Origin of the sequence: Actinophytocola sp. (assembly GCF_035762905.1) — a bacterium.
Taxonomy (GTDB): Bacteria; Actinomycetota; Actinomycetes; order Mycobacteriales; family Pseudonocardiaceae; genus DASYTH01.
The window spans coordinates 18,284-31,040 of the sequence record NZ_DASUCC010000127.1; the positions used below are offsets into that span (position 1 = coordinate 18,284).

General features: G+C 72.2%; 9 protein-coding genes. 7 read left to right on the top strand and 2 right to left on the bottom strand.

Going from position 1 to position 12,757, the window contains the following annotated elements; translation table 11 throughout:
- Positions 1 to 78 precede the first annotated feature (78 nt).
- The 3 genes from VFV67_RS26795 (at position 79) to VFV67_RS26805 (ending at position 3,836) form a co-directional block, all read left to right on the top strand.
- Complete coding sequence (locus VFV67_RS26795; RefSeq protein ID WP_326473426.1) at positions 79 to 1,866, top strand: thiamine pyrophosphate-requiring protein; 1,788 nt, start codon at positions 79 to 81, stop codon at positions 1,864 to 1,866.
- Between the two features lie 66 nt (positions 1,867 to 1,932).
- Positions 1,933 to 3,354: an amidase gene (locus VFV67_RS26800; protein WP_326473427.1), complete on the top strand. Its 1,422-nt coding sequence runs from the start codon at positions 1,933 to 1,935 to the stop codon at positions 3,352 to 3,354.
- Positions 3,351 to 3,836 carry a hypothetical protein gene (locus VFV67_RS26805; protein WP_326473428.1) on the top strand — a complete coding sequence of 162 codons (486 nt, stop codon included), beginning with the start codon at positions 3,351 to 3,353 and terminating at the stop codon, positions 3,834 to 3,836. Before VFV67_RS26800 ends, VFV67_RS26805 begins: the two co-directional genes overlap by 4 nt.
- Before the next feature lie 2 nt (positions 3,837 to 3,838).
- Here the strand turns inward: VFV67_RS26805 and VFV67_RS26810 are convergent, their stop codons facing one another.
- Entirely contained in the window at positions 3,839 to 4,993 is a 1,155-nt protein-coding gene (locus VFV67_RS26810; protein ID WP_326473429.1) for a saccharopine dehydrogenase family protein, read from the bottom strand.
- Entirely contained in the window at positions 4,986 to 6,074 is a 1,089-nt protein-coding gene (locus VFV67_RS26815; protein WP_326473430.1) for a saccharopine dehydrogenase, read from the bottom strand. The genes VFV67_RS26810 and VFV67_RS26815 overlap by 8 nt, the downstream gene beginning before the upstream one ends.
- A 148-nt stretch (positions 6,075 to 6,222) precedes the next feature.
- Here VFV67_RS26815 and VFV67_RS26820 point away from each other — a divergent pair, with 148 nt between their 5' ends.
- From VFV67_RS26820 to VFV67_RS26835, 4 genes are all read left to right on the top strand, one after another.
- A complete protein-coding gene (locus VFV67_RS26820; protein WP_326473431.1) occupies positions 6,223 to 7,443 on the top strand; it encodes an MFS transporter in 1,221 nt (406 codons plus the stop codon).
- Positions 7,440 to 8,549 carry an aminotransferase class V-fold PLP-dependent enzyme gene (locus VFV67_RS26825; RefSeq protein WP_326473432.1) on the top strand — a complete coding sequence of 370 codons (1,110 nt, stop codon included), beginning with the start codon at positions 7,440 to 7,442 and terminating at the stop codon, positions 8,547 to 8,549. The genes VFV67_RS26820 and VFV67_RS26825 overlap by 4 nt, the downstream gene beginning before the upstream one ends.
- Positions 8,550 to 8,803: 254 nt before the next feature.
- Positions 8,804 to 11,311, top strand: a complete 2,508-nt coding sequence (locus VFV67_RS26830; protein ID WP_326473433.1) for a hypothetical protein — start codon at positions 8,804 to 8,806, stop codon at positions 11,309 to 11,311.
- A gap of 7 nt (positions 11,312 to 11,318) precedes the next feature.
- Entirely contained in the window at positions 11,319 to 12,743 is a 1,425-nt protein-coding gene (locus tag VFV67_RS26835; protein WP_326473434.1) for a leucyl aminopeptidase, read from the top strand.
- The last annotated feature ends 14 nt before the right edge of the window (positions 12,744 to 12,757 follow it).

Consider the following 12,757-nt stretch of genomic DNA (forward strand, 5'->3'; position numbering starts at 1 on the left):
GCCGTTACCTAATCGTTATGTGCGGGTCGTGGCGGCGCGGGTAGTCCGACCGGACACCGGGAAAGGGGATGAACCGCTGTGGCTGAGACGGTTGGCGACCACGTGGTGCGGCGCCTGCGGGACTGGGATGTGGAGCAGGTGTTCGCCTATCCGGGTGATGGGATCAACGGGATCCTCACCGCGTTCGGCCGGGCGGACGACCGGCCCAAGTTCGTGCAGGCCCGGCACGAGGAGATGGCCGCCCTCGCCGCGGTGGGGTACGCCAAGTTCAGCGGCCGGGTCGGGGTGTGCCTGGCCACGTCCGGCCCGGGCGCGATCCATCTGCTCAACGGCCTCTACGACGCCAAGCTGGACCACGTGCCGGTGGTGGCGATCGTGGGCCAGACCGCGCGCAGCGCGATGGGCGGGGCCTACCAGCAGGAGGTGGATCTGCAGACCCTGTTCAAGGACGTGGCCAGCGACTACCTGGTCGAGGTCAACGTGGCCGAGCAGCTGCCGAACGCGATCGACCGGGCGATCCGCACCGCGCTGGCCCGGCGCGCGCCGACCGCCGTGATCATTCCGGCGGATCTGCAGGAGGAGAAGTACACCCCGCCGCGACACGAGTTCAAGAACGTGCCGTCCAGCCCGCCGAGCGTCCCGGCCAGCACCGTGCTGCCCGCGGCGGCCGAGATCGAGCGGGCCGCCGAGGTGCTCAACGCCGGCAGCCGGGTGGCCATGCTGGTCGGGCAGGGCGCGCGCGGCGCCGCGGCCGAACTACCGCGGGTAGCCGAGATCACCGGTGCCGGTGCGGCGAAAGCGTTGCTGGGCAAGGATGTGCTGTCCGACGAGCTGCCATGGGTGACCGGATCGATCGGTCTGCTCGGCACCCGGCCCAGCTACGAGCTGATGCGCGACTGCGACACGCTGCTGATCGTCGGATCCAACTTCCCCTACTCGCAGTTCCTGCCCGAGTTCGGCCAGGCCCGGGCCGTGCAGATCGACCTCGACGCCAGCCTGATCGGCCTGCGCTACCCCGTGGAGGTCGCCCTGGTCGGCGATGCGAAGGCAACGCTGGCCGCGTTGCTGCCCAAGCTTCGCCCGGCAACCGACCGCGGTTGGCGCGAGAAGGTGGAGCGCAACGTCGCCCGGTGGTGGGAAACCGTGGAGCGGCAAGCCATGCTGTCGGCGAAACCGGTCAACCCGATGCGGATCGTGTGGGAGCTGTCCGAACGCGTTCCGGACGACGCGATCGTCACCGCGGACGCCGGCTCGGCGGCCAACTGGTACGCCCGCGACCTGAAGATGCGCGGCACCATGCGCGGCTCGCTGTCCGGCACCCTGGCCACCATGGGATCCGGGGTGCCCTACGCCATCGGCGCGAAGTTCGCCCACCCGGACCGACCGGTGGTCGCGCTGGTCGGCGACGGCGCCATGCAGATGAACGGCCTGACCGAGCTGATCACCATCGCCAAGTACCACCACCTGTGGGCCGACCCGCGGATCGCGATCTGCGTGCTGCACAACAACGATCTCAACCAGGTCACCTGGGAGCTGCGCGCGCTCGGCGGCGCCCCGAAGTTCGAGCAGTCCCAGAACCTGCCGGACATCTCCTACGCCGAGATCGCCCGCGCGGTCGGGTTCGAGGCGATCACCGTGGACGACCCGGACCAGCTCGCCGGGGCCTGGGACCGGGCGCTGCACGCGGATCGCCCGGCACTGCTGGACGTGCACTGCGATCCCGAGGTGCCGCCGATCCCACCGCACGCCACCTTCGACCAGATCAAGGCCGCCGCCGAGGCCGTGCTCAAGGGCGACCCCAACGCCTGGCACCTGCTCGCCCAGGGCGCCAGGACGAAGCTGCAGGAAGCCCTGCCCGGCCGGTAGGGCCGCGATCAGGCGCCCCTGTCGCGATCTCGTCGGCGGTTGCCCGTGCCCTCTAATGTTTGTCCGGTGGAGGTCGTCTACCGGACCGCGGGCGAACTGGCCCACCTGGTGCGCAGCCGTGCGCTGTCGGCGCGGGAGGTCGTTGCGGCTCATCTGGATCAGGTGGAGCGGGCCAACCCGCCGGTGAACGCGATCGTGACGCTCACCGCGGAGCGGGCCCTCGCGCAGGCCCGGGCGGCCGACGAGCGGCTGGCCGGCGGTGCGGAGGTCGGGCCGTTGCACGGGATCGTCGTGGTGCACAAGGACACGCACGACACCGAAGGGGTCCGCACCACCTACGGCTCGCCGGTGTTCGCCGACCATGTGCCGGACCGCGACGAGCTGGTGGTGGCCCGGCTCCGGGCCGCCGGGGCGATCAGCATCGGCAAGTCGAACGTGCCCGAGTTCGGTGCCGGGTCGCACACGTTCAACCCGGTGTTCGGGGCGACCCGCAACCCGTACGCGCCGGACCGGTCGGCCGGCGGCAGCAGCGGCGGCGCGGCGGCGGCGCTGGCCGCGGGGATGTGCGCGCTGGCCGAGGGCAGCGACATGGGCGGCTCGCTGCGCAACCCGGCGTCGTTCTGCAACGTGGTCGGGTTTCGGCCCTCGCCCGGCCGGGTGCCGTCCTGGCCGAGCCGCGCACCGTGGTCGACCATGACCGTGCAGGGCCCGCTGGCCCGCACCGTCGCCGACGCGGCGTTGCTGCTGTCCGTCCTCGCCGGGCCGGATCCGCGCAGCCCGATCGCGCTGGAGGCGCCCGGTGCCCCGTTCGCCGAGCCGCTGGATCCGGACCTGTCCGGGCTGCGCGTGGCGTGGACGCCGGACCTCGGCGGAATGATCCCGGTCGATCCGGAGGTCGCCGCGGTGCTGGCCGCAACGCCCACCGTCCTGACCGGACTCGGCTGCCGCGTCGAGCCGGACAGCCCCGATCTTTCCGGCGCCGACGAGGTGTTCCGCACCCTGCGCGCGTGGCAGTTCGAGCTGACCCATGGCGAGCTGCTCGACCGGCATCCACACCTGCTCAAGCCGACCCTGCGCGACAACATCGCCGCTGGTCGTCGACTGACCGGCCCCGAGGTGGGCCGGGCCCATGTGCTGCACGCCGCGCTGCACGAGCGGGTGTGCGAGTTCTTCACCCGGTACGACGTGCTCGTGCTCCCGGTCAGCCAGGTGGCCCCGTTCCCGGTCGAGCTGGAGTATCCCACCGAGATCGCCGGCCAGCCGATGAGCGACTACCTCGAGTGGATGCGATCGGCGTACCTGATCAGCGTCACCGGCTGCCCGGCCCTGTCCGTCCCGGCCGGCTTCACCCCCGCCGGTCTCCCGGTCGGCCTGCAGATCGTCACCGCTCCCCGGGCCGACCGCCTCGCCCTGCGCGTCGGCCACGCCGTCGAAGTAGCCACCGGCTTCGGCCGGCGCCGGCCCGAAACGTCCCGGAGCCGGTCATGACCGGCCTGCGGCTGCGCTGGCTGCTCACCGGCCCGGGATGGGCGCAGTGCTTCGTCGGCGACGACCGGTCGGAGGTCGAGCTGACCGTCTCCTACGTCACCACGGCGCCGGAGGAGTTGCTGGTCGGGATCACCCGGCTGCTGCTGACCGAAACCGAGATCCGGGTCGAGTTCCATGCCGAGCCGACCGTGGTCCGGTGGGACTTCCACCGCGAGGACGACCAGGTGTCGGTGCGCCTGCTCCAACTGTCCGATCAGGACGGTCCGGATCGTGCCGGGCAGGTGATCTGGTCCACCCGGCAGGACATCGGGACGGTGGCGCGGGCGGTGATCCGTTGTTTCGACGACGTGGTGCACACATACGGGACGAGCGGATACCGGGGCACGTGGGGCGACGAGTTTCCCGGTGCTGAGCTGGAAACGCTTCGGTCCGCCTGGCGTGCCCACGAACGCCGTACGACGCGGGGGAATGGCCACGGGTGAGGTCACGGCTGGGGCGCGGGGTCCCCGGTGGGGGTTCGGGCTTCGGTGCGGACGCCGTGCTGGTGCAGGAATTCCAGGCAGCGGCGGGCTTCCGGGCCGGTGTCGGCGAGGTGGTGGCGGCCGGGTGCGGTGTGTCCACTGAGGATCTCGTTGACACCGTGGGCCAACGGTAGGGACACCGCGCGGGCCATGGCGGACTCGGTGGCGGTGCCGGCGAGGTCGAGGTGGTGCGCACCGGTCCAGGTGCGGCCGTCGTCGGTGTGCACGTCGAGGGCGACGGTGAGCACCACCCGGTCGTGATCGGTCGGGGTCATCGGGTAGCGGGCGGCCAGATCCTCGGCGAGGGCGGCGATCCGGCCCGGATCGCCGGTGCGCACCTCGGCGAACACGTCCTGCCAAGCGGCGTGCCAGCCGGGCAGCCGCAGCGTGCCGCGGACGAACGTGTGCGGTCGCCAGGCGTCCGGAATGCCGTACTGGGCAAGGAAGGGCACGCTGTCCCGGTTCGGGTAGACCTCGAACTTCTCGCCTCCGACCGAATACTCGGTGGTGTGCTCCCATGGTTCGGTGGCGAGCCGCTCGGCGCCGTCGGCGAGGTAGCGGGCGGGTTGGCGCAGGGCGTTGAGCACACCGAGCGGGGACCAGCTGAACCGGTAGCGGAAGTCGTTGGCCACGGCCGGAATGCCGCCGCAGTACGAGGTGAACGTGATCGCGGCCGGGGCGTCGCCGAGGGCGGTACGGGCGCGGTCGATCAGGTCGTGGGCGAAGGCGTGGTCCAGGCCGGGGTCCACGCCGGACTCGGTGAGCACCACCAGGCCGTCCCGGCCTGCGGTGTCCGCGAGTTCGCCGAGCTGCTCGGTGTCGTAGCTGGAACAGGCGAAGTGCGCCCCGGCGTCCAGGCAGCGGCGAAGCACGGCCGGATGTTCGGAAGCCGGCAGCATCGACACGACCACGTCGCCCGGCCGCGGCCGGGGGTCGAGCGACGGGGGCAGCGCGCGCGACTCCACCCGGCCGGTCAGGTCCAGGCGGTGCAGCAGTGCGTCGGCCTTGTCCGGGGAGCGGGCCCACAGCACGGTGCGGGCGGCAGCGTCGGCCACGGCGCGCAGGCCGCTGCCGGTGGACAGGCCGGTGCCCAGCCAGTGCACGGTGGTCTCAGGCATGGGTGCGCTCCTTGTCGTCACGGTCGAGCTCGGCCAGTGCGGCGTGGAACCGGTCCAGGCAGCGCCGCCAGGCCGGGTGACCGTCCGGCAGCGCCGCCAGCAGTGGGTGCAGGTCGGCGGAGAACCCCACGCTGGCTTCCCGGGGGAGCAGGGCGGGCAGGTTGTCGATGGAGATGATCTCCAATGGTGGCGCGACATCCAGCGCCAGCACCGGTTCGGTCCAGGTGGTGTTCCGGTCGTATACCGGCAGCAGGTGGTTCGGCGAGCCGACGTCGCAGGTGACGTCGGCGAGCACGGACAGCCGGCGCGGACCGGTCAGATCGGCCGGGGTGAGGAACGGCGGGGCCGGGTGCTCGGTGAGCACCGCGTTGACCAGCAGGTCGTGATCAAGCAGGGCCGCCCGGTCCAGTTCCCGCGTCTCGGCCAGGTCCCATCGGGTCGGCTCGATCCCGGCCTCGGTCAACGCCGCCACCGCACCCCGCCCACACCGGCCGAGCGCCCCGATCACCAGCGCCGTGCCCGCCGAGCCACCCGTGTCGCCCAACGCCCGGTCCAGCTCCTCCTTGGTCGACGGCACCAACGGAACCGGCAGGTCACCGGTCTTGCACAGCACAGCCAGCGCCGCCCCGACATACCCGGCCCAGTACCCGAAAGCCACCAGCCGCCGCCCCGCCTCATCGGTCAGATACTCCAGATCCAGCAGCGCCCCACCCCCCTTGGCGAACCTCCGCAACAGCGCCCCCGCCCCCGCCTGCCCCTTGTACGCGTGCCCGAAGAACACGTGCCGATGCCGCAACGCCGCCGGTTCCTCCGGCAGCTCCTTCACCCCCACCACAACGAAATCCCCCGGTGCGTCCACCCAGCTCCCGGGCTCGGCCACCGCACACCCAGCCGCCACATACTCCTCGATCCCGAACACCCGCTGCGCCGAGTCCTCCACCACCACCTCGACCCCACCCCGAACCAACCGCGCGGCATCCTCAGGCACCAACACCGCCCGCCGCTCACTCCCCCGAACCTCATGCCGCAACCACAACCGCACAGCGTTCACCACCCGTACCCATCCTCGCCACGTCAGCATTCCATCCTGGTGCACCCCGGTCAGTTCAGCGCGGCGAGGGTTTCGGCGAGGTGGAGCATCTGGGGGACGGTGAGCGGGCGGCCGGTACACGGGTGATGCGGCAAACCGGCCGATTGAACGCGCCGGCCGGCCCGGCTTAGATCTTGGTGTGACCGGCGTGCGTGGGTTACCCGCGGGGGAGCGACGGGCACCCGGACGGGACCGGGCGCTCGTGCTGCTGCTGTGCGCCAAGGGCATCTCCGACATCGGCTACGCGCTGGACTTCGTCTGCCTGTCGATCTTCGTATGGGAGCGCACCCGGTCCACGCTGGCCACCGGAATGGTGAGCGTGGCGCTCTACGCGGGCGCGATCGCCGGCGGGCGGCTCGGCCACCGGTACGGCGACCGGTGGAACCGCCGGTCGATGATGATCTTCGCGGACCTGCTGCGGATGGCCGTGCTGCTGACCCTGGCCGGACTGCCCGCGCCGGCCCAGAGTTGGTGGCTCTACGTCGCGGTCTTCCTGATCGGCACCGGCCGGTCGGTGTTCGAGGCCACGCTGTCCGCGGCCACCCCGGTGCTGGCCGGCGGGCGCAGCCAGCTGATGAACAGCGTGCTCGCCGGCCTGAAGGGCATCGCGTTCATGGCCGGCATGGGTCTGTCCGCGATCGTGGTCCCGCTGTTCGGGTTCCGCGGCGTGTTCCTGCTCGACGCGGCCAGCTACGCGCTGTCGGCGGCGGTGCTGCTGGTGGTGCGGCTGCGGTTCCGGGAACCGGGCGAGCGCCGGCCGGCCGGCCGGCGCCCGGTGGTCTGGCCGGTGGTGGTCGCCGCCGGGCTGGTGCCGCTGCTGGTGGTGCGGTGCCTGGACGCGTTCGGCAGTTCGTCGCAACACGTCGGCATCCCCATCCTGGGCAGCGAGCTGCGCCCGGACGCCCCGACCGTGCCGGCCGGTCTGCTGTGGAGCGTCTGGGCGGCCGGCCTGCTGCTGGGCAGCTTCGTGCTCCGCCCGCTGGTCACCCGGATCATCGGCCGAGCGCCCGGCGTGGTGTTCTGCGTGGCCACGATGGTCATGTCGGTCGGCTTCATCGGCATCTTCTGGCTGGACGTCTGGTGGTTGCGGCTGGCCGCGGCCGCGCTGGCCGGGATCGGCGACGCGGTCAGCGAGATCGCCTTCAAACAGGCGGTCCAGCGGCTGCCCGACGACGACCGCGGCCCGGTGTTCGGGCTGTCCCAGGTCGTGGTGAACGGAGGATTCATGGCCGGTCTGCTGGTCACCAGCGTTGTGCTCAGCCCGGAGCTGCTGCCCGGGTGGGTGCTGCTGCTGCACGGGGTCCCGCTGGTCGTGGCCGGCGCGGCGGCCGTCCGGATCGCCCGAGGGGGTCAGCGGTGACCGTCTACCTCGACCACGCGGGTCTCGGCCGGCTGCGTGCGCCGGCCCGGGCGGCCATGCGGGCGGCGCTGGACGAGGTCCTGCCGCACGGCAGCGTGGCCATCGGCCGGGTCTTCCCGGCCCGCCGCCAGGCCCGGGCCCTGGTCGCGGGGCTGCTCGAGTGCTCGCCGGACGAGGTGGCGTTCACCCCGAACACCTCAACCGGCATTCACCTGGTGGCCGACGGCCTGGCCTGGCGGCCCGGTGACGAGGTGGTGGTGTTCGACCGGGACTTCCCGGCCAACGTGCATCCGTGGCGGGCGCTGGCCGACCGCGGCGTGCGGCTGGTCTGGGTGCCGATGCGGGCCGGCGGGTACCGGCTGGAGGACCTCGAGGCGGCGATCGGGCCGGCCACCCGGCTGGTCGCGGTGAGCCACGTCAACTTCGCCACCGGGTTCCGGATCGACCTGGCCGCCGTGTGCGAGCTCGCCCACCGGGCCGGCGCGCTGGTCTGTGTCGACGCCGTGCAGAGCCTTGGTGTGCTGCCGCTGTCGGTGCGCGCCGCGCCGGTCGACTTCCTCGCCGCCGGGGCGCACAAGTGGCTGAACGGTCCGATGGGCACCGGCGTGTTCTTCTGCCGGGCCGCGCGGCTGGCCGAGCTGCGCACGCCGAACGGTTGGTTCGGCTTCCAGGGCGCGAACGACATGCTGTCCAAGGGGGCCGGGCACTTCAGCTACGACCTGGCGCCGGTGCCGACCGCGGCCCGGGTCGAGGGCGGCATGTTCGACGTGCTCGGGATGGTCGGTCTGGCCGCCGCGCTTGCCGAGCTGGAAACGGTCGGGGTCGCCGCAGTGGCCGACCGGGTCCACCGTTTGACGCAATGGCTGCGCGCCGGTCTGGTGGATATCGGTTGCACCATTTCAGTGCCGGCCGGTGTGGACAACTGGTCCGGCATTGTGAGTTTCGTCCATCCGGCCGTGGACAGTGTCCATTTGGTTCAAGAGTTGGCCGCAAATGGAGTGCAGGTGTCCCTGCCGGACGGTCAGGTAAGGGTTGCTCCGCATTACTGGACCGACGACGCCGAGGTCGCCCACTTTTTGGAAGAGGTCACCAGTCGGGTTTCCTGATGGAAACAATTCCACGTGAATCGGCGCTTGTTCGGGGTCGTCCTCCGCTGCTACCGTTTCAGCTGATCTTTTCGGTCACGGAAAGGAGTTCTGAATGGACTACGAGACCTGGGAAACATTAGCTGACCAGGTGGAGATCACCACGGGTGCGGCCGACTGCTGGGCGTGCCTGGTCGACAACTGATTGTGGTTCCCCCGCGAGGCATGGGCAACCAACGCCTCGCGGGGCGGCGGCTCGGCGAAGGGAGCGCGGAGTGGACCGCTGGGACCTGGCACACGGGCATATCGGCGTGAATGCGCCGTCCTGGTTGACATTCGAGGTCCACCGCCCCTATTTCGACGGTGCCGATTCACCGCGGGCGACACTGCACGCGCGCGGCCCGCTGCTCGCCGCCCGCCGGTTCGAGCAGCGCCGGCCGGCCGCCCTCCGATTCGGTATGACCATGCCGGCCAGTTACCGGCAGTTACTCATGGAGGAGTCCCGGCTGCACCGGTACGACATTCGCGATCCCACCCGACTTCCACCGGAACTGGCCTCCGCCGGCTGGCGGGTACTGGCCGACGCTTTCGCCCGAAAAGCCGATCTCGACGATATCGACCGGGCCGGTCTCGCCCATTGGCTGGTGGCACTGTGCCTGCATGAATCGGCGCTGGCGGTGGTGCCCGCCGATATCCCGGAAACCGATTGTGCGCGCCTGGTTCCGGCCAGTGCGCAATGGGCGAGGGCGACCGCGCTGTTCGCGGTGGAGGGGCTGTCGGCGCGCACCATGGCGGCCTACCGGCGGCTGACCGACGACCCGGCGCCGACCGTGGTGCACGTGCAGGCGGTCGCCGGCTGGGGATACCTGCTCGCCCGGCACGCCGGCGACGACTCCGCCGCGCCGCGGCACTTCGCCGTGGCCGGCGAGTTGCTCAAGAGCCTGACCGCCGACCTCGGCGAGTTCGACCACACGATCCTGCTCGCCCGGCTGATGCTGCGCGAGGTCATGCACGCCGAACGGCAGCGGGACCTCCAGCACGCCACCGACCTGCTTGCCGCCGCGACCGGACTGCTGGCCACGCTGTCCCCGGCCACCGACGACGACCGGGCGCTGGCCGCCGAGCTGCGCCGCCGGCTGATCGACCGGCGGGTGGACATCGCGGTGCGGCGCGCGGACCCGGCGGCCGAGGACCGCGCCATCGCCGAGGGTCGCGCGCTGGACCCGTTCGACGTGAAGATCCACATGCAGGCAGCCCAGGCCGACGAGCGCCGCGGCGAGCACGAGCGCGCGCTGGCCGGGTTTCTCCAGGCCGCCCGGCTCGGGCCGTACGGCACCGGGTTCGCGCTGCTGGGCGCGGTGCGGTGCGCGCGGGTTCTCGGCCACGACGAGTTCGCCCGGGTGCTGGCCGAGCGCGCGTTCCGGGCCGCCCCGCGCTCGGCGCGCACCCGGGACACGCTGCTCGAGCTCTGCGCCGGGGACGAGCCGCTGGCCGAGGTGGTCCGCCGGGCCGCCGGTCGCGGTGCCACCCGGTCGTATGAGCACAACTGGCACTACCAGATGTACGGGTCGTACTTCAATCTCGGCGAGTCGCGTTCGCCCTGCCTGTATGCCCGGCTGCCCACGCTGGCCTACGAGTTCGCCGTGCGCGGTGCGCCGCCGGAGGTCAACTGGCAGCGGCTGATGCCGCCGAGGTTCCGGGCCAACCTGGTGCGCGAGTCCGGGTTGCGCGAGTTCGCGGTGTCCCATCCGGCCGAGCTGCCGGCCGCGCTGCGCACCCCGGCGTGGGACCGGCTGTGCGAGTGGGTGGCCGGGTTCGGCGGTGCCGACCGGATGCGGCAGTTCCTCACCGCGCAGGTGCTGTTCCGGCTCGGCTTCGGCGATCTGGTGCTCGAGTTGCTGCCGGCCCGGCCGGTTGCCGAGTTCACCGACCCGCTCGAGCTGCGCATCCAGCACTGGCGCGACGTCGTGCGCTACGTCGGATCGGTGGCCGGGGAGGTGGTCGAGCCGACGGCGTCGTTCCAGGCGGCCGGAAACCCGCACTGCCCGACCCAGCTCCGGTTCGTGATCGCGGTGTTCGCCGTGGTGTTCCACGCCAGGGAGACCAAGTCGGTCGAGCAGGTGCTGGCCTGGCGACAGACCGCGCAGCAGGCCTTGGACGAGCTGCTGGCCACCGACGGGTACTCGCCGTTCGAGCGGGCGATGATGGAGAGCCGGTTCTACCGGGCCGTGACGTTCGCGCCGTTCCTGTTGCGGAACAAGGAACAGCTGGCGCGCGAGATGGACCGGGCCGAGGAGCTGGCCAGGGCCGCGACCGGAACCACGCCCTACGAACGGTTCCTGTCCGCGGAGAACCTGCGTGCCTGCCTGGAAAGCCGCTCCAAGGAGGCGTTCGGCTTCGGCGAGGCCGACCGCGGGCACCGGCTGGTCCTCGAGGTGCTCGCCATCGACCCGTACGAACCGAAGACCCACCTGGAGCTGGCGGAAACCCTGATGCGCCAAGGCAATGAGCTGGAGTCGGGGAACAGCTACCTGCGGGTGGCCCGGCTCGGCCCGATCGGCACGGCCCGCGGGTACGCGCTGGCCGGTGAGCGGTTCGAACGCGCGGGCCGGCCGCTGCTGGCCGAGGACTGCTACGTGCAGGCCCTGCGGGTCGACCCGTACGCGGTGTCGGCCGCCCGCGGCTGGCGCCGGGTCGCCACCGGGATGGCCGAGCCGGCCATGGAGTACGCCGCCGAACTGGAAGCCTGGGGCGCCGCCCGCCGGGCCGCCCGGACGGCATGAGCACCGCATGACCATCGAGTGGCGCCTGGCGGTCGCGCCGCCGCGGGACGCCGACGCGGTCGCGCTGCCCGCGTACGCCGGGGAGCCACCGGATCTCGCCGCACCCGCCTTCCTCGCCGGCTGCGGCTTTCACGCGGCGGCCGGCCAGATCCTGCAGCTGCCCGGCGATCCGCCAACCGTGCTGGTCGGTCTCGGCCCGCGGGACGGGCTCGACCAGGACGCGGTCCGGACGGCGGCGGCGATGCTGGCCAGATCGGTCCGCGGCTACCGGCGGCTGGCGATCCGGGTGCCGGCGCCGGGTTGGGTGCGTGCCGTTGTCGAGGCGTTCACGCTCGGCGGATACCGCTTCACCCGGTACAAGTCCGAGCCCGGTCCGGCCGGTCCGGCCCGGGTCGACCTGATCGTCGAGTCCACTGTGGACGCGGAGGACGGGCTGCGCATCGGGCGCGCGCTGGCCGCCGGGGTGCGGTTGGCCCGCGATCTGGTCAACGAAACCGGCGATGCGCTCACCCCGGCCGGGTTCGCCGACCGCGCCGCCGTCATCGCCCGCACCGGTGGGCTGGACTGCGAGATCTGGGACGAGCACCGGATCGCCGCCGAACGGCTCGGCGGGCTCGCCGGGGTGGCCCGCGGCTCGCCCCGCCCGCCCCGGCTGGTCGAGCTGACCTACCGGCCCGAGCGGCCGGCGGCCACCGTCGCGCTGGTCGGCAAGGGCGTCACCTACGACGCCGGCGGCCTGTCGCTCAAGCCCACCGCGCAACTCGTCGACATGGCCGCCGACATGGCCGGTGCCGCCACCGTGCTCGGCGCGATGGCGGTGCTCGCGGAGCTGCGCTGCCCGGTGCGGGTGCGGGGCTGGTTGCCGTTGACCGAGAACATGCTTGGCACCGATCCGATCCGGGTCGGCGACGTGCTGCGGATCCGCGACGGCACCACGGTCGAGGTGCGCAACGCCGACGCCGAGGGCCGGCTGATTCTGGCCGACGCACTGGTCCTCGCCGCGGAGTCCGCCCCGGACGCGATCATCGACGTGGCCACCCTGACCGACGCGGCCGCCATCGCGCTCGGCCGGCGCATCGGTGCGGTGCTCGGCAACGACCCGGACTGGGTGGACACGGTGCGGGCCGCCGCCACCCGGGCCGGCGAACGGCTCTGGCCGCTGCCGCTGCCGGACTGCTACCGGCCCCAGCTCGACTCCCGCATCGCCGACCTGGTCAACTACACCACCGGCAACCGGCACGGCACCGCACTGCTTGCCGGCCTGTTCCTGCGCGAGTTCGTCCCCGGCACGATTCCGTGGGCACACCTGGACATCCAGGGCACCGCGCTGAGCGACGGCGACGCCGGCGAATGGGTCCCCGGCGCCACCGGATTCGGCGTCCGCACCCTGGCCGAGCTGCTGCTGACCCCCTCGGGATTCGCGCCCCGTTGACCGCGCCGGAGTGC